This is a genomic window from Agathobaculum sp. NTUH-O15-33 (assembly GCF_033193315.1).
Taxonomy (GTDB): domain Bacteria; phylum Bacillota; class Clostridia; order Oscillospirales; family Butyricicoccaceae; genus Agathobaculum; species Agathobaculum faecihominis_A.
This window is the reverse complement of record NZ_CP136187.1, coordinates 2,121,516-2,139,136: the sequence shown is the minus strand read 5'-3', so window position 1 is coordinate 2,139,136 and position 17,621 is coordinate 2,121,516. Positions and strand designations below refer to the sequence as shown.

The 17,621-nt window shown below is 61.4% G+C and carries 16 protein-coding genes and 1 other annotated feature; of the genes, 9 read left to right on the top strand and 7 right to left on the bottom strand.

From position 1 onward, the window contains the following. Nucleotides 1-34: 34 nt before the first annotated feature. A complete protein-coding gene (locus RWV98_RS10705) occupies nt 35-2,845 on the top strand; it encodes an S-layer homology domain-containing protein (RefSeq protein WP_317860669.1) in 2,811 nt (936 codons plus the stop codon). A 103-nt stretch (nt 2,846-2,948) separates the two neighbouring features. On the opposite strand, the gene RWV98_RS10700 is transcribed toward RWV98_RS10705, so the two are convergent. The 7 genes from RWV98_RS10700 to aroF are packed head-to-tail and all read right to left on the bottom strand — an operon-like array spanning nt 2,949 to nt 12,958. Continuing rightward, a complete protein-coding gene (locus RWV98_RS10700; protein WP_317860668.1) occupies nt 2,949-5,942 on the bottom strand; it encodes a phosphodiester glycosidase family protein in 2,994 nt (997 codons plus the stop codon). Between the two features lie 16 nt (nt 5,943-5,958). Then, nucleotides 5,959-7,344 carry a shikimate kinase gene (locus tag RWV98_RS10695; protein WP_317860666.1) on the bottom strand — a complete coding sequence of 462 codons (1,386 nt, stop codon included), beginning with the start codon at nt 7,342-7,344 and terminating at the stop codon, nt 5,959-5,961. 5 nt (nt 7,345-7,349) lie between these two features. Continuing rightward, nucleotides 7,350-8,621 (bottom strand): 3-phosphoshikimate 1-carboxyvinyltransferase, encoded by a 1,272-nt coding sequence (gene aroA / locus RWV98_RS10690; RefSeq protein WP_317860664.1) that lies wholly within the window; start codon nt 8,619-8,621, stop codon nt 7,350-7,352. 6 nt (nt 8,622-8,627) lie between these two features. Beyond that, on the bottom strand, nt 8,628-9,767 hold the full coding sequence (gene pheA / locus RWV98_RS10685) for a prephenate dehydratase (protein WP_317860662.1): 1,140 nt from the start codon (nt 9,765-9,767) through the stop codon (nt 8,628-8,630). Next, nucleotides 9,760-10,851 carry a chorismate synthase gene (aroC, locus tag RWV98_RS10680; protein ID WP_317860660.1) on the bottom strand — a complete coding sequence of 364 codons (1,092 nt, stop codon included), beginning with the start codon at nt 10,849-10,851 and terminating at the stop codon, nt 9,760-9,762. Before aroC ends, pheA begins: the two co-directional genes overlap by 8 nt. A gap of 12 nt (nt 10,852-10,863) precedes the next feature. Continuing rightward, the gene (aroB, locus tag RWV98_RS10675; RefSeq protein WP_317860659.1) at nt 10,864-11,907 is read right to left on the bottom strand and encodes a 3-dehydroquinate synthase; all 1,044 of its coding nucleotides are present in this window, start codon (nt 11,905-11,907) and stop codon (nt 10,864-10,866) included. 34 nt (nt 11,908-11,941) lie between these two features. Then, entirely contained in the window at nt 11,942-12,958 is a 1,017-nt protein-coding gene (gene aroF / locus RWV98_RS10670; RefSeq protein ID WP_280962476.1) for a 3-deoxy-7-phosphoheptulonate synthase, read from the bottom strand. Between the two features lie 91 nt (nt 12,959-13,049). Continuing rightward, nucleotides 13,050-13,306: a binding site (T-box leader), on the bottom strand. A 156-nt stretch (nt 13,307-13,462) separates the two neighbouring features. Between aroF and RWV98_RS10665 the strand changes: the two genes are divergently transcribed. The 8 genes from RWV98_RS10665 to RWV98_RS10630 are packed head-to-tail and all read left to right on the top strand — an operon-like array spanning nt 13,463 to nt 17,619. Then, entirely contained in the window at nt 13,463-14,353 is an 891-nt protein-coding gene (locus RWV98_RS10665; protein WP_317860658.1) for a stage III sporulation protein AB, read from the top strand. 4 nt (nt 14,354-14,357) lie between these two features. Further along, nucleotides 14,358-14,876 (top strand): stage III sporulation protein AB, encoded by a 519-nt coding sequence (locus RWV98_RS10660; RefSeq protein ID WP_280962478.1) that lies wholly within the window; start codon nt 14,358-14,360, stop codon nt 14,874-14,876. Between the two features lie 12 nt (nt 14,877-14,888). Further along, nucleotides 14,889-15,083 carry a stage III sporulation protein AC gene (gene spoIIIAC, locus RWV98_RS10655; protein ID WP_280962479.1) on the top strand — a complete coding sequence of 65 codons (195 nt, stop codon included), beginning with the start codon at nt 14,889-14,891 and terminating at the stop codon, nt 15,081-15,083. Nucleotides 15,084-15,085: 2 nt separating this feature from the next. After that, nucleotides 15,086-15,472 carry a SpoIIIAC/SpoIIIAD family protein gene (locus RWV98_RS10650; protein ID WP_280962480.1) on the top strand — a complete coding sequence of 129 codons (387 nt, stop codon included), beginning with the start codon at nt 15,086-15,088 and terminating at the stop codon, nt 15,470-15,472. 20 nt (nt 15,473-15,492) lie between these two features. Further along, nucleotides 15,493-16,590: a stage III sporulation protein AE gene (locus tag RWV98_RS10645; RefSeq protein WP_280962481.1), complete on the top strand. Its 1,098-nt coding sequence runs from the start codon at nt 15,493-15,495 to the stop codon at nt 16,588-16,590. Continuing rightward, on the top strand, nt 16,587-16,838 hold the full coding sequence (locus tag RWV98_RS10640) for a hypothetical protein (RefSeq protein WP_317860656.1): 252 nt from the start codon (nt 16,587-16,589) through the stop codon (nt 16,836-16,838). Before RWV98_RS10645 ends, RWV98_RS10640 begins: the two co-directional genes overlap by 4 nt. Further along, on the top strand, nt 16,808-17,068 hold the full coding sequence (locus tag RWV98_RS10635) for a hypothetical protein (RefSeq protein ID WP_317860654.1): 261 nt from the start codon (nt 16,808-16,810) through the stop codon (nt 17,066-17,068). The genes RWV98_RS10640 and RWV98_RS10635 overlap by 31 nt, the downstream gene beginning before the upstream one ends. Next, nucleotides 17,065-17,619: a hypothetical protein gene (locus RWV98_RS10630; RefSeq protein WP_280962483.1), complete on the top strand. Its 555-nt coding sequence runs from the start codon at nt 17,065-17,067 to the stop codon at nt 17,617-17,619. The genes RWV98_RS10635 and RWV98_RS10630 overlap by 4 nt, the downstream gene beginning before the upstream one ends. The last annotated feature ends 2 nt before the right edge of the window (nt 17,620-17,621 follow it).

Genomic DNA, 17,621 nt, shown 5'->3' with positions numbered 1-17,621 from the left:
TCCTCCGTCTACAAACAAGAAGGAGGATAAAAGTATGATACAAAAACGAATCAAGCGAGCGTCGGCTTATCTGCTCGTCATATGTCTGCTGTTTAGTTTCTTTCCGGTAAAGGCAACGGCGGTGGACGATCCGGATCAGGCGGGAAACAATACTTTGTTAAACAGTATCAATCAGAAGGGCGGTGCTGGCAGCGCGGAAATTGACCCTGCAACGGGACATGTGAAACTGTTGAGAGATGTACAATTACAGTCCTCTATTACAGTATTTAAGAATAGCGCAACACTGGATTTGAACGGATATGAATTGGCGCGTGATACAAGTTATGCGATCTATGTAACGGGTGACTACCGCTTGTCGTTGCTGGACGCCAAAGGAACCGGCCAAGTAAAAGGCGGCGGCTCAACGTATAAAGCGGTTTTGGTTCAGGCTGGCGCTGAATTAGTGGTCAATAACTGCACGATTTCCGGCGGGATCAATATCGATCAAAGATCGATACTTGAGGTGGCCGGTCCTTTTCAGACCGATGCGTTTTTTGGACAGGGAACAATCCGCGTCCACAATGGCCAGACGCTCGATCTGAGCGGCCTAGACGGATCGACGATGTCCTCCGGAGAGCGGCTGGTTGAGTTGGCGCCTCTTGGGGCGGGGGAGACATGGGATACCGCGACGCCGCTGATCAAGACGGGTCCTTATGTGCTGGAAGATGATTTTATCATGGAAGATCCGCCCGAAGGATATTTTATGTCATATGCAGCACAAAGCGGACTCCGAACGTGGACGCTTACAAAGAAATTACCGGATTCCCTAAAAGTCTCGTACAGCCTGCCGGAGCATGTGTCCGCGTCAGAATTGCCATCCCAAGTTCCTTATGGCGGAACGCTTACCGTTGTGCTCCAGCCACAGGAGGGATACGCTGTTACAGAAGGGAACATCCATGTGTGGAACGCTGCGGATCTCACGGGGGCGGAGCTGCCGAAGCAGTATGATCCAAACACGCGCACGCTGACCGTGGAGCAAGTAAAGACTGATTTGAAAATCCGGATTTTGGAGAAGATCCAGCTCACCTATGATACGGACCCTGCCGGCGGAACGCTCACCGTGATCGGTATTAACGGCGCACCGATCGCCGCTGATAAGCTGGTGGCTCCGAATGCCCAAATTAGGATCACCGCTACGCCGGATGAGGGATACGCTCTGGCCTCGCTTACGGTAAACGGCCAGCCGTTTGCGTCCAGCGATACATATACCGTGACCGAGCCGCTTGCGATCATAGCGGAGTTTGAAGTGTCCGAACAACCGCCGGCCTATCCCACGGTGCCCGATCAAAAAGTGAAGAGCGGCATGCTCTATGCGGGCTATCAGACACTGCTGTCGGCAACCGGCGGCGCGCCGCTCCACTGGAGCGTCAGCAACGAAGAAGGAAACCGTCTGCCTAACGGATTGCGCCTTGACCCGGCTACCGGCGCGCTCTCCGGTATGCCGGAGGAGAGCGGTACGTTCCTCTTCACCGTGACGGTTACAAACGCTGTCGGCTCCGCGAGCAAACAGCTCAGCATTCTGATCAATCAGCGCGATGTGCCTCCGGTCACCGGCGGCAGTTCGGGAACAAGCGGCGCCAAGGTGTCAGCCGTTACCGGAACGCCTACCGCAGACGATCCCAACCCACCCACAGTGGGGGAGGTGACGCCCACCGCCCGGGTGGATCAGGCTGGTAAAGTACGGGTGACGATCACCGACCGGGACATTCAAAACGCCATTGACAAAGCGCTTGCGCAGGCCAAGAAGGACGGCGCGCAGGAGAACGGCATCGCCGTGTCCATCGATCTTACCGGACTTAAAACCGTGTTTCACACCCTGCCGCTGACACTTTCCAAGACGGCCTACGGCAAGCTGGTGGACGCCGGGGTGCGGTACCTTTCCATCCGCACGCCGCAAATCTCGCTGACCATTGATTTGGCGGCCCTGCAAACCATTTATGACGCCGCGTCCGGCGACGTGACCATCGACGCGACCAAGGCCGAAAGCCTGCCGGAAGCGCTCCGGGACCGCCCGGCCTACGATCTCACCGCGACGAGCGGCGGCAAGCTTATTTCGTCCTTTGGCGGCAATGTGGACATCGCGCTGCCCTATACCCCGCAAAGCGGAGAGCGCAGCACCGACCTGCGCATGGCCTGGGTAGAGACGGACGGGACGGTGCGGCATCTGGCCGGCTCCCAATATGACGGAAACGCCAAGGCTGTACTGGGGCAAACGAATCACTTTACCGTGTTCGGCATCACAGACTATCCGGAATTCACCGATATCAAGGGCCACTGGGCCGAGGACGATATCCTGTTCGTGGCAAGCCAAGGCCTATTGATTGGAACCGGCAAGACTGTTTTCACACCGGAGGGAACCATCACGCGCGGCATGTTCGTGACGGCGCTTTACCGGCTCGCGGGTTCGCCGCAAAGCGATTCCGCGGGCAAGGCTTTTGCCGATGTGTCCGCGAACGCTTACTACACGGACGCGGTGCGGTGGGCGGCGGCTCAAGGCATTGTTCGGGGCGGGAGCGATGGTCTGTTCCGGCCGGACGAGCCGGTCACACGCGAGCAGCTCGCGGTGATGCTTGATGGATACGCCGGGAAAATGGACTACACCGTTTCCGCAGTACAGGACGAAACCGCATACGCCGACGCCTCGCTTATCAGCGCATGGGCGCGGCAGGCGATAACGGAGATGCAGCGGGCAGGCATCATGCAAGGTAAGCCGGGCGGTAAGTTCGACCCGCAGGGTACCGCCACACGCGCCGAGGCCGCCGCCGTATTGCGCCGTTTTATCGAGACCGTTACAGACGGCCAATAAGCGCGACCGACATAGAGACAAACACAAAAGAGCGCCCGGATACGCAACATTCCGCGTATCCGGGCGCTCTTTCTAATGCAATATTACTTTATTTTGCTCCGGTTTACAGCACCGCGAGCACCTTGGCGATCTCGCCGCGGGTGATCTTGTTGTTGGGCCGCAGGGTGTTGTCCTCGTAGCCGCTGATGATACCGGCGGAAACGCAGATTTTTACCTGCTCGGCCGCCCAGCTGGGCACGGAGGAAGCGTCCTTATAGCCGAGGGAAGCCGCCGCGTAGCCGCGCGGCAGGCTGCGGCCGATCACAGTCATGACCTCGGCGCGGGTAATATCCGCGTTCGGTGAGAAATAGAGCTTGTCGCCCGATTTTTGGCCGCCCATGATGCCCGCCTTGGATACGGCGTATACCGCGCCGCGCGCCCAAGAGGGAATTTCGCCGTCATCCGCGAAGTCCAGCTTGCCGCTGTACGAGGTGTCGAGGCCGAGCATGCGCGCCATCGATACCGCGAACTCCATGCGGCGCAGATTGCGGCCGGGATTGAAATAGTTCTTGCCGCCCGCAGTCTCGCCCTTCATCACGCCGGTCGTATACAGGAGGGAAGCGTAGCCCTTGGCCCAATTGCCCTCCGTATCGGCAAAGGGATTCGACCCGCCGCTCGCGGTCACGGTAACCGACTTGCGCGAGCGGTTGCCCGCATCGTCCTGCGCTTCGATCGTCACGGTGTGCGTGCCGGCCGCGAGCGCGGCGGTGGTCACCGTCAGGGAGGAGCCGCTCATTTTGGCGGCGCCCGTGTTGACCTTGCCGTCCACCTTGACGATGATGTTTTCCGCGCGCACCGGGTATTTGCCGCTTTCCATGGTCGCCGAACCGGTAATCGTCGCGGCGGCGCCGCCCGATACGGTGAGCGAGGTCTTATTGACGGAAAGCTTCGGCGCGTCGGTGTTTGTGATCGCGTGGTGGTCGGTCGCAATAATCTGATCGAGGTAAAGAACGGAATTTGCCGCGCCGTCGCCCGAGCGCTGCATGCGCAGTCCGGTAAACGTCTGCGCGCCCTCGGGGATCGTCGCGCTAAGCTGCTGCCACGAGCCGGTGGTCGCAGCGGATAGGGGAGCGGTGAGCTCGCCGCCGTCCGCGCCGGTGAACACCGCGAGAAGCGATTCCGCCGTGCCGGTGGAGCGCGCGTAGAGCGATAGATATTTCATGCCGCTCACGCTTACGCCGGAAATGGACAGCGTCGCGGTGTCGACCCGGGTACCGTCAAACACGCCCATGAGCGATTTCTCGCCGCGCGCGACCTGCGTGTAATCCTCGGTAACCGAAAGGGCCACGCCCTCGGTCGCGGTAAACGGCTGCGCGGACTCAAAGTCCGCGATCTTCTGGCCCTTCTGCGGGTCACCCATGCCGACGTTCACATCCACCGTTTTCTTGGTGTTGCCGTAGGCGCAGGTGAGCGTGCCGCTCGCCATGTTGGTGGACGCGGTGAACAGGCCGTTTTCATCCACCGTGCCCACGCCGCCCGTTACCGACCATGTGAAGGAAGAGTTGATGGAAGCCATCTTCTGGCCTTGGTGATAGGCGGTGCCGTCCAGCTGCATGGTCTTGCCGGGCTTTAAAGAGATCGAGGAGACCTCGCTTCCGTCGCTTTGCAGCGAAATGGAATTAACGTCGCCCGTGACGGAAACAGTCATGGACCCTTCCACGGTGCCGTTCGAGCCAATGATTGTGGCGGTGCCGGTCGTCATACCGGCGGTGAAGGTCTGCCCTTCAACCGTGCCGAGCGAGTCGGAGACCGTATAGACAAGATCGGTCGGCGCGTTCGCCGGTCCGTAGGCCGAATCCGCGCCGCCCACGGCAAAATACGTGGAAGCGCCGGGCATCAAATAACGGTAGCTCGGCGAGAGCACCGCATGCGCGGTTACGCCGTCAAACACCGCGTTATTGACAAAGAAAATATAGTTGGCGCAGGAACGCTGCGACCCGTCCGAAGGCTTGGTCAAAAGCGTGGCCTCGCTCGTGCCGGGTTGCCGCAGCGCCATGGCGGACGAGCCGCCGCCATCCAGACAGATGACGCTGACGCAGCCGAGCTCGATCATCTCCTGTCCCAGTTCAGCCGCGGACAGGCCGACGCTGTGCGAGGATTGCAGGCCGTCGATCTCGTACAGGACGACCGTGCCGTCCGCCTTGACGCCGACCGCGCTGCGCGCCGTTTTGGAGGAAGCCGCGTCGATGCCGGAGGTGGTGACCGTGCCGTTTTCAACCAGCAGCTTGCCGCCCACGGCGTACTGCACGTCGCTCCACGATTTATCCGCCGAATATACGTTCAGCGTCACTTCCTCGCCCACCGGGAAATCGACCCAGCTCGGCACCTTGGCGCCGTCCGATTTGGTCAGCACCATCTGGTTTTCCGTAATGGTGAGCGGGGTGGAGCCCGTGCCCTTGTTGATGACCTTCATCTTGACCGAACCGTTTACCTGCACCGGCGTATCGTCCACGCGCTCCAAAATGATATTGGTGCCGTTCGCGGAAAAATGCGTGGAATCATCGTAATTATGGTCCAGCAGGTACGCGCCCGCCGTGGTGCGCGTTTTATTAAAATAGGAGACCGAGACCGTTCCGCTCGCGCCGGTGATCTTCATATCCATGGTCGGCCTGCCGGTGACGGCGGAGCCGTCCTCCTTAAAGCCGACGGCGTATTGCCACGCATCGGAGGAGATCAGCTCGCCTTCGTCGATGACAAGGCCGATCGGAATGCCGCTCGACATGACGAAGAAGTCGGCGTTCGTTCCGCCGATCACGCGCTGTCCTTGGTTCTCCAAGTACTTCACCGCGTTCATGATGGTGGCGTTGCTGCCGTATAGCTGCTCATCGGCGTAAACGATCAGCGGCGATACCGTGCCGTTCGGCTCGTAGGTCAGAATATTGGCTTTTTGCAGGCCGGAGGCGTTCTTGCCCTCGGTTCTGGTGTAGGTCAGCCCTTCACCGACCGGATAGGAATAGGAAAAGCCGCTCGAGAACGCCGCGCTCGCCGTGCTCAGCAGGGTTAGGCTCAGCGCGAGCGCCAGCGACAGCGCGCGGATGGATCTGCGAAAGTGTTTCATGGTTCTCCTCGTTTTCTCAAATGCTCTTAACAACTTTTTCGAGTACTTCGGAAATCTTGGGGCTGCGTACCGAAACATCGGATACGCGGTGATAGGTACCCTTGCGCGCGTGGTAAAGGCGCGTGGTCTCGGATTGGCCCGAAGGACCCGCGATCAGCGGGCGGGAATCCGAATAGGAAAGGTTTTTCAAAATGCGGTAATACGGCGTGTCGAGGTGGATGAGAAGGCCGGTTGATTTAACCGCTCTTACGTTTTCCTCGCGCAACACCGCGCCGCCGCCGAGCGAAAGGACAATGCCGCTTTTCTGGCTCAGTTCCTTGAGGTAAGCGGTCTCCCGGTCGCGGAAGTAGGCTTCGCCCTCGGCCGCGAAAATATCGGAGATTTTACGGCCTTCCTTGTCCTCTAAATACTGATCGGCGTCGATAAAGGTCAGGCCGGTCAGCCTTGCCAGCTTGCGCCCAATGGTTGTTTTACCGCTGCCCATGAAGCCGCACAGCACGATGTTCTGCTTGCCGTGCTTTTCCGAAAGGCGCTTGACCGCCATTTTGCCGTATAAGCGGCGCAGGATGGTCTCGCACGCGGCGGGATCAAAGGCGTCGCCCGTCCAAATGGTCTGCGCGTGCGCCGCCTGCATGACCAGCATGAACAGCCCGTCGCGCGTTTTCGCTTTCTTCGGGTTGGCCAGACGCATGGTGGCCGTGACCGGCGGGTTATAGATCGCGTCGAACACATACTCGGTCTTGCGCGGCAGGTAGTGCAGCGGCGCCTGCTCCTCCTTGGGAAACATGCCGACCGGCGTGGAATTTAAAACGATCTGCACGTCGCGCGGGATATGGCGGCGGCTGTACACCGCCACCTTGGCGCGGGGCACGGCGGAAACGATCTGTTGCTGCAGCACCTGCGCCTTTTCCAGATCGCGGCCCGTGATCGTGAGCACCGCGCCCTCGCGCGCGCAGTGGTACGCCATCACGGACGCCGCGCCGCCGTAGCCGATCAGCAGCACCTTTTTGCCCGAAAGGGAAACTTTGTCGCGCGTAAGCGATTCGGCAAAGCCCAAAATATCGGTATTATAGCCGATCGCCTTGCCGCCCCGGAAGGCGACGGTATTGACCGAGTGCAGGTCGCGCGCGGCCGTGTCGACATCGTCCAGCAGGGGAATGATCGCTTTCTTGTGCGGAATCGTGCAGTTGATACCGCCGAGCTTTTGCCTCGCAAGATCAAACGCCTCTTGCAGCTGCTCCGGCGGCACGGCGACCGCGATATAATCGGCTTCGCGCCCGGAAGCCGCGAACAGGGAAGCGTGCAGCTCCGGGCTCATGGTATGGCCGAGCGGCCAGCCGAACAGGGCGTAGGTCTCACGCTTTGGCTGATAGGCGCGAAACTCTTCCATGGTAAGCAGCATGGCGGTCAACCTCCCAGCCGGTCCAGCGTATCGAAAAAGCCGGGATAGGAGATGGAGACGACCTCGGGATCGGCGATACGGCTCGCGCCGTCCGCCGCAAGCGCGAGCACCGCGAGGCTCATGGCGATGCGATGGTCGCCGTAGGTGGCAAAATCCGCGCCGTGCACGGTCTGGCCGCCGCGGATAATCATGCCGTCCGCCGTTTCCTCGATATCGACGCCGGCCTTTGCAAGCTCGGTCACCATGGCCGCGATGCGGTTGGATTCCTTCACCTTCAGCTCGGCCGCGTCGCGAATCACGGTCGTGCCCTCCGCAAAGGCGGCGGCCACGGCGATTACCGGCAGCTCGTCGATCAGCCGGGGGATGATCGCGCCGCCGATCTCGGTGCCGTGCAGCGCGCTATGGCGCACCGTCAGGTCGCAGACCGGCTCCGCGCCGTCCAGATGGTTCGATTCCGTGATATCCGCGCCCATCGCGCGCAGCACGTCGATCACGCCCGTGCGCGTCGGGTTGACGCCGACGTTCCGGATGGTCAGCTCGCTGCGCGGCACGATCGCGCCTGCGGCGAGGAAAAACGCGGCCGAGGAGATATCGCCCGGCACCGCGATGTCGATGGCGTGCAGGTCCTCGGGTGGGTCTAAGGTAATGACGTTGCCGTTCGTTTCGATCTCCACGCCAAGCGCGCGGAACATGCGCTCGGTATGGTCGCGCGAGGGCGTGGGTTCGATCACCGTGGTCTGCCCCTCGGCATAAAGACCGGCGAGCAGGATGGCGCTTTTGAGCTGCGCCGAAGCGACCGGCAGGGTGTATTCCATGCCGTACAGCTCGCTTGGGTAAAGCGTCAGCGGGCAAAAATTATCATCCCGGCCGTGGATGCGCGCGCCCATTTCCCGCAGCGGTCCGATCACGCGGCCCATGGGCCGCTTCTGGATCGAGGCGTCGCCCGACACGGTCACGGTGAACGGCTGGCCCGCGAGGATGCCGCAGATCAGCCGGGTGGTCGTGCCGCTGTTGCCGGTGTAGAGCGGGCCCTCCGGCTCGGACAGGCCGTGCAGGCCCACGCCGTGCACCACCACCTCCGTGTCGTTTATCTCGATCTCCACGCCCATTTTGCGGAAGCAGTCGATCGTGGAAAGGCAATCCTCGCCCATCAGAAAGCCGGTGATGCGGGTATCGCCGCTGGCCAGCGCGCCCAGCATGACGGCGCGGTGCGAAATGGATTTATCGCCCGGCACGGTGATACAGCCGCGCAGCGGGCCGGATGGTTTCTGTTGCATGTCTTGTTATTCCTCCGTCGTTTGGGCAACCCGGTAGCTGCCAATGACTTTGATGTAGGGGAGTTCCTCATACAGCTGGTACAGCATCGCCCGCACCGCGTGATCGTTTAGGTTGCCGGTGAAATCGATGTAAAACACATAGCACCACGGGCTGTCCTTCATCGGGCGGGAATGGATCTCTGTCATGTCTACGCCGTAATCCGCAAAAATGTCGAGCACGCCGCGCAGCGAACCGGCAACGTTCGGGATGTGGAAGGCGATCTCGATGCGGTTGTCCTCCGGCTGCACGGTCAGGTTGCGGCTTACCGCGATAAAGCGGGTCTCGTTATGCTTGAGGTCGTTGATGCCCTCGGCCAGAACGGAAAGCCCGTAAAGCTCCGCCGCCTGACGCGAGCAGATCGCGGCAAGCGCCTTGTCCCCGCGCGCGGCGACGTTTTGCGCCGCGATCGCGGTGTTGGCCACCTCGATGGCTTCCAGCCCGTGTTCGGCGATAAAATCGTGGCATTGGGGTAGCGCGTGCGGGTGCGAGCATACCTGCTTGACATCGCCAAGCGAAGCGCCCGGCACGGCGGCCAAACAATGGCGGATCTTTTTGATCGTAGAGCGGTTGATGGAAAGATCGTATTGCAGCAGCAGGTCGTATACCTCGCTGACCGTGCCCGCCGTCGTGTTTTCGACCGGCACCACGCCCGCGTCCACCACGCCGTCTCGCACGGATTGAAACACCTGCTCCCAAGTCGGCACATGCTGCGGCTCGGTCTCGGGGAAGAGCGAACGGGCGGCAAGTTCTTGATACGCGCCCGGCACGCCTTGGTAATAGACGGTTTTCGGCGAAAGCGCCTGCGGCATGGCGTCAATGGGGAATTTCGAGGGGGCGCGCCGCAGGGTTTGGCTGTACTGGTACTCGCGGCTCGCGCGGATCATGCTTTGCAGCAGCGCCACGTACTTGAGCCGCAGCTCCTCCTCCATACCGGCCGCGCGCTTTTCGAGTATTTCGGCCTCGCGGTCGGGTTTGAAGATCTTATCGTCCGTCTCGGCCTTGGTTTCGGCTACCTCGAGCGCGAGCGACATGCGTTTTAAAAACAGCTCGCGTATCTGTTCATCCACGCCGTTGATATCGGCCCGGATTTCAGGCAGGTCACGCATAGCCCTTCGCCTCCCTCAATAGATCGGCCAGCGCAACGGCGCAGGCGGCTTCGATCACCGGCGCGGCGCGCGTGACGATGCAAGGATCGTGCCGCCCGTGGATGGAGAGCGGCTCCACCTTGCCGGTGCGGAGATTCAGCGTGCGCTGCTCGGCGGCGATCGACGGCGTGGGCTTGATCGCGGCGCGCACCAATAGGGGCATGCCGCTCGTGATGCCGCCCAGCACGCCGCCGTTGTTGTTGGTCTCGGTGCGCACCGCGCCGTTTTCTTCGCAAAGCGGGTCGTTCGCGTGTGAGCCGCGCATGGCGGCAAAGCCGAAGCCCGCGCCGAACTCCACGCCCTTGACAGCGGGCACGGCGAATAGGATAGAGGACAGGCGGCTTTCCACCGTGTCCATCATCGGGCTGCCGAGCCCGGCGGGCAGTCCGGTGGCGGCGCATTCGATCACCCCGCCGACCGAATCCTGCTGGGTACGCGCGTCCTCGATCGCGGCGAGCATGGCGGTGAGCGCGCGGGGATTGTTTACCGGATAATCGGCAAGGCGCAGCTTTTCGAGCTGCTCGGCGGGCACGGACACGTCGTCAAACGGCATGTCCTGTATCTGCGCGATGGATTGGATATGCGAGCCGACCAGTACGCCCTCGCTCCGCAGCCACAGCTTGCAAAGCGCGCCCGCGAAAACAAGGGGGGCGGTCAGCCGCCCGGAAAAGTGGCCGCCGCCGCGCGGATCGCCAAAGCCCTTGTACCGGACAAAGCCGGTATAATCGGCGTGGCCGGGGCGCGGCTGGTCGGCAAGCGCGGCATAGTCGCCCGAATGCTGGTTGGTGTTTTCTATCACCGCGCAGATGGGCGTGCCGGTCGTTTTGCCGCTTCGCATGCCCGAAAGCACGCGGGGCAAATCGGCTTCCCGCCGCGCGGTGGACTGCTTGTTGCGGCCGGGCGCGCGGCGTTCCATTTCGCGCAGCACAAAGGCTTCGTCGTAGGGTACGCCGGGCGGGAACCCGTCTATCGTTACGCCGATCCCGGCCCCGTGCGATTCGCCGAAGATGGAGATCTTGATGCTGTTTCCCCAAGTGGAGCCCATTTTGCGCCCTCCTTACAGTTTCAAAATATAGTCGTGCAGCGTTTCGGCCGCGATCGGCGTGATCTCCGCCCGGCCCGGTTCGCGCACGAGAATAAAGTTCACCGTGCCGCCGAACTTCTTTTTATCGGACAGCAGCGCTCCGTAGACCGCTTCGCGGTCGTATCGCAGCTCGGACGGCAGGCCGAGCTGCGTGAGCAGACGGACGAGCGGCGCGGATAGATCCTCGTTTCCCATTGCCGCGGAAAGCCGCATGGCCGCGACCATGCCGATGGCGACCGCCTGCCCATGCGTCAGATCGACATAATGGCCGAGCTTTTCCGCCGCGTGACCGATCGTGTGGCCAAAGTTCAGAATCATGCGCAGGCCGGTGTCGTGCTCGTCGATCGCGACCACGTCGCGCTTGATCTTGACGCACTCGTAAATAAGCGCTTCGATCTGGTTTTGATAGTCCGGCCGCGCGGCCATCTCCAAAATCGCGGGATTTGCGATATAGCCGTATTTGACCACCTCGGCCATGCCGTCCGCCAAGGTTTTCGCGGGCAGGGTTTGGAGCACGGCGGGGTCGATCAGCACCAGCCGGGGCTGGTAGAACGCGCCCGCCAGATTTTTGCCTTCGGGCAGATCAACGCCTGTTTTGCCGCCCACCGAGGAATCGACCTGCGCCAAAAGCGTGGTTGGGATCTGGCAGAGCGGCACGCCGCGCAAAAAGGTCGCGGCGGCAAAGCCCGTGATATCGCCGGTCACACCGCCGCCAAGGGCAATGATCAGATCTCCCCGCGTCATACCGGCGGCCAGCAGGTCGTGGTAAATGGTCTCCACGGTCGCAAGGCGCTTGTGTTCCTCGCCCGCGGGAATGACCGTATGGGATACCGGCAGGGAAAATTGGCTGGCAAGCGCCTCAAGGTACAGCGGCGCAACGGCCGAATCGGTCACGATATGTACGCGGCTGGGCGTGAACGCCTCGCCGCAAAGGGACGCCGCGCGGCCCAGAAGGCCGGTTTCGATATAGATATCGGATACGCCGTTCGCACCCGTCAGGCTTAAATGATACGACACTGACAACACTCCTTCGCGTGGTGTTTTGTTCGGGTTATATCTCGCGGCCCACAGCGGCGGCGATGGCGCGCAGGTTGTGCATGGTTTCGTGGAACGAATCGTAGGTGAGCGACTGCGCGCCGTCCGACATAGCGTGCGCCGGGTCGTTGTGCACCTCGATCATCAGGCCGTCCGCGCCGGCGGCGACAGCGGCCTTGGCCAGCGGCTCCACCATCCAGTAAATACCGCCCGCGTGGCTCGGGTCTACGATAACGGGCAGGTGGCTCATGCGCTTGAGCACCGGCACCGCCGAAATGTCCAGCGTGTTGCGGGTGTAGGTCTCGTAGGTGCGGATGCCGCGCTCGCACAGAATGACGTTTTCATTGCCGCCCGCCATCAGGTATTCGGCGCTCATCAAAAATTCTTCCATGGTGTTGGCAAAGCCGCGCTTTAAAAGTACGGGCTTGTTCACCTGACCCAGTTCCTTGAGCAGCTCGAAGTTCTGCATGTTGCGCGCGCCCACCTGAAAGCAGTCGCACTTTTCCATGAACAGATCGATGTGGGCGGGATTGGTGATCTCGGTCACGACCGGCAGACCCGTATCCTGACTGGCTTCGTGCAGCAGATCAAGGCCTTCGGCCTTCATGCCTTGGAACGAGTACGGGGAGGAGCGGGGCTTCCAAGCGCCGCCGCGCAGCACGGTCGCGCCGTCGGCCTTGACGTGGCGCGCCACGTCGATGATCTGGTCGTGGCCCTCTACCGAGCACGGACCCGCCATGACGACGATCTTTTTGCCGCCCACGACAACGTCCCCTCCGATGGCAACGCTGGAATCGTCCGGGTGGAATTTGCGGTTGGCGAGTTTGAAGGGCTCCTGCACCTTTATAATGTTATCCACCTGCGGGTCGCGCAGCAACGCGTCGCGGTCCACGGCGGCGGTGTCGCCCACAAGGCCGATCACGGTGGTGCCCGTGCCAAAGATCGGGTTGGCCTTTACGCCCATCCTCTCAATGTGACGGGACAGCTCCTCTACATGTTCCTTGGTGGCGGTGGGTTTCATAATGATAATCATGGTTCATTTCTCCTTTGCAAAAGTGGTTTGTGGTTGGGGATTCTGTTTGTCTTTCGCGGCAAAAAAGCATAAAAAAAGCCTTTCATCCACAAAGAGGGACGAAAGACAAACGGTTTCCGCGGTACCACCCACATTCGGCAAATTGCTTGCCGCACTTTTTCGGATACAAAAAGTATATCCTATCCCAGTAACGGAGGAAACCCGGCGGCGCCTACTGAAAAAACGGTTCAGCGCTGCGGCTCAAGAGGGAACTTCATCATACCGGCGCCTGCGTCCGTTCTCAGTCGGGCCGGACGCTCCCTGTAAGCCGCACTTGGGATAATTACTTTCCTCTGTCATCGCTTTGTGCAATATATATTGATATTATAAATTCACCCGTTCGGTTTGTCAATGGTTTTTTGAAGGAAAATGGAAAGTAGACGGCCGTGTTTTTCGCACGTACTTTTTTCCCCAACCTGTCATAAGCGGGACAGGCCGCCGCATAGAGTAAGACAGGTGATTAGAATGGAAATGAAAAAGGACGAGGCCCTCCGGCAGGCGCTGGAATGCATGCCGCCGCCGCTGTTGACGGCGCTTACCGGCAGCGAGGCGGCGGGCGCGGTGGAGGAAATACGCCTGCGCGCAGGCAGGCCGCCCGCTTTTAAAACAGTTGGCGGCGAGCGGGAAACGGCGCTTGAGCCGCTCACGCCGGAGATCCTGCGCGACATCCTGTCCCGCGCCGCGCGGTATTCGGTACATAGCTATCAGGAAAGCCTGCAAAACGGATTTTTGACGCTGCCCGGCGGGCACCGGCTCGGCGTGTGCGGCACCGCGATCATGGAGGATCGCGAGGTGCGCGGCATCCGGCAAATATCCTCCTTGAACCTGCGCGTCGCCCGGCAGATCGACACGGTGGGACAGGATATTCGGCTGACAAACGGGGACAGGCTGGTATCCACTCTGCTGCTCTCGCCGCCGGGCGCGGGCAAGACCACGCTTTTGCGCGAGCTGACGCGCCGCGTGTCCGATCAGGGCGTGACGGTGGCGGTAGCGGATGAGCGCAGCGAGCTCGCCGCGCTCAGCGGGGGCCGGCCGCAGTTCCAAATCGGCTCGTGCACCGACGTGATAGAGGGATGCGGAAAAAAACAGGCGGCCATTATGCTGCTGAAAACCATGTCGCCCGCTCTTTTGGTGTTCGACGAGATCACAGCGCCTGCGGATGTGGAAGCGGTATCCCTTTGCGCGCACTGCGGCGTGGCCGTGTTTGCCAGCGCGCACGCACGGGACGTACAGGACCTATCCCGCCGCGCGCTCTACCGCAAGCTGCTCGGTCTTGGGCTGTTCCGGCAAGCGGTCGTCATTTCGGTGGAGGGCGGGGAGAGGCGCTATCAAACGATACCCTTAAAAGGAGGATGAGGAAATGCTGAGGCTGCTTGGAGCGGTCATGATATTCGGTTCGTGCGCGGCGCTGGGCCTGTCCGCGAGACAAGCGCTGGGCCGGCGGATCGCGGCGGCGGACGCCATGCTGCTCGCCCTTTCATTGATCGAAAGCGAAATATCGGCCTGCCGGGCGACGCTGCCCGAGATCATCAATGAGCTGTCGGAAAACGAAAACGAGGCGGTCTGCTGTGTTTTTATGAGCTTACAGCGCCGTATGCGCGAACAAAGCGGCCTGTCGCTCGGCTACCTGTGGCGGCAATGCTTCCGCGAGACCGGAGCAGAGGTCGGCCTTGGCCGGGAGGAGTGCGAGATCCTCGGCGACGCGGCCAATTTTCTGGGCCGCTACCATGCGGAGGAGCAGCTCGCGGGCTTGCGGCAGGTTGCGCGCCGCCTCACCGCCGCGCGGGACGCGGCGGCAATGGATCTGCAAAACAAGGGGAACCTGTACCGCACCTGTGGGATCGCGATGGGCATCCTGCTCGTGCTGGTGCTCATATGAGCGGAGGAAAGCATGGATGTTGATCTGATTTTTAAAATCGCCGCCGTGGGGATTCTAGTCGCTGTGCTCAGCCAGCTGCTGACCCGCTCGGGGCGGGAGGAACAGGCGCTGATGACCACGCTCGCCGGGCTCATCGTCGTGCTGATGCTGATCGTGCAGGAGATCAGCCAGCTGTTCTCGATGATGAAAAGCGTGTTCGGCTTTTGAACATGGGCGATCTGCTTGCCCTGTGCGGCATCGCGCTCGCCGCGATCGTGCTGACGCTGACGCTGAAAAAGGAGAGCCCCGCCATCGCCTTCCTGCTGGCGCTCACCGCGGGGCTGGTCATCCTATTTCGCGTATTCTCGGGAATGGGCGGCGCGGTGCGCGAGATCACGCAGGTGTTCGCGCAGGGCGGTATGAGTGAAACGCTTTATCTGCCGGTGATCAAAACGGTCGGCGTGGCCGTGGTCGTGCGGGTGATGGGCGCGCTCAGCCGGGACGCGGGGCAGTCCGCCCTCGCGGCAAAGCTGGAGATCGCGGGTTCGGTGCTGGCAATCGCGCTTTGCATGCCGCTTTTGCAGCAGGTGCTGAGTCTGATCGAGGAATGGATCTAAAAATCCTGAAAGGAACGGAAATGGGAAAAAACATATGCTTCGCTGTTCTGCTCGCGCTGCTGTTCCTTTCTCCGGCATACGCGGTGGGGGAAACGCCCGATGTGGGGCAGGACAGATTGGCGGACGCGCTGCCCGCCGAGCAGCAGGAATACTTAAACGGTATTACGCCGGATAGCGCGACCGATCTGACCGCGTCGCTTTCCGGCATGTTTGGGAACTTTGCGGAGGATGGGCAAAACGCGGTGCAAAGCGCCTTCCGCGGGCTGCTGCGCGTGGCCGGCGTGGTCGTGCTGACGGCGGTGGCGCGCGGTTTTTCCTCGGCCGCGGGCGGCGCGGCGGATTCGGCGATCGATATGGCGGGCGCGCTCGGCTGCGGCGCGATCCTGCTTACCGATTTTTCGGGCGTGCTGAGCCTTTGCCGACAGGCGCTCGAACAGATCAGCGTGTTTTCCGCGACCTTGCAGCCGGTTCTGGCGGCGGCGCTGTCGGTGGGCGGCTCTGCGGTAACGGCCACGGCGCTGCAGGTCGCCACCATGCTGGTGTTCGATCTGGTCATCCGTCTGGTGACAACGCTGCTCGTGCCCGCCGCCTGCGCTTATCTCGCCATCACCGCTGTGGACGCGGCGACCGGCAACGGTCTGCTGCACGGGCTGGCGGACGGCATCAAAAGCCTGACGGCGGGCGCTTTAAAGCTGATCCTTACGCTGTTTATCGCCTATATCACGATCGCGGGCGGCGTTTCGGGAAGCGTGGACCGCATGGCGCTCAAAACAGCCAAATTCGCGGTGTCGGGCGCGGTGCCGGTCGTGGGCGGTATCCTGTCGGACGCGACCGAAACCATGCTCACCGGCGCGGCGCTGCTGAAAAATTCGGTCGGCGTGTTCGGCATGCTGTGCATCACGGCAATCTGCATCGTGCCGTTTTTGCGCGCGGGCGCGTGCTACTTATTCTATCGCATCGGCGCCGCCGTGTTTTCACCGCTTTGCAGCAAAAACATGGAGGGGCTGCTCTCGGGCGTCGGCACGGGCTTCGGCCTGCTGCTCGGCATGCTTTCCACATGCAGCATGATCCTTTATTTTGAACTTGTCTACGTCATTGCGATGGTGAAGCCGGTATGATGGAATTATTTAGAACGATCCTGCTGCGCGTCACGCTGGCGGGCGCGGCGTCCTCGCTGGCGCTGTCGGTGGCCAAGGATTCGGCGCTGAAAGAGATCGTGCGTATCGCGGCGGGGCTTTTGATGGCGCTTGCGCTGTTACAGCCGCTGTCCGGGCTGCGTCTGACCGATCTGGCAAGGCGGGCGGACACGGCGGGGGGGACGTCTCGATCGCGGAATTGGAGGCGCAAAACCGACAGACGACGCTGAACGCCATGGGCGCCGCCGTGGCAAGCGCGCTGGAACAGCGCGCGTCCGAGATCGGCATCGAATGCACGGTGCTTGTCACTATGGCGACCGATGAGGACGGACTGCTGCAAACCGATCACGTGACCGTATTTTACCGCAAAAAGGACGCCGCCCGCCTTGCGGAGCTGCAAGAGCTGATTTTAAAGGAGAGCGGCGTGCCCGCGGACCGACAGGAGCTGATTGAAAAATGAAGAATATTGATTTAGCGCCGCTGCGGAAGGCGGCGGAAAAATGCCTGCCGCTGCTGAAAAAGTACCGCGCGGTGATCATTGTGCTGCTGACCGGCGTGCTGCTGCTCGCCTCCGGCGGCTGGTTCCGCGACGCCGCGGAGGTAAAAGCGCCGCCCGCCGGTACGGAACCCGCGGGCGAGGGGTTTAACCTGGCGGAGTTCCAGCAGGCGCTCAGCGATCAGCTCGGCGCGATCGAGGGAGTGGGCCGCGTTTCGCTGCTGCTCTCGCTCGATGAAACGGAAGAGGCCGTGTACGCGGTCAACGTACGGCAAACCAAAAACGGTACCAGCGGACAGAGCTATGAAAGCGATCTGACCGTTTTATCGGATGGCAGCTACGGCGAAACGCCTGTTACGGTCAAAAGCCTGCTGCCGACCTTTCGCGGTGCGGTGGTTTTGTGCGAAGGCGCGGATAACACCGCGGTACGCTATGCGGTGACGCAGGCGGTTTCGACAATATGCGGCGTGGGTACGGACAAAGTTACAGTTCTGAAAATGGCGGCGGAGTCATAAGT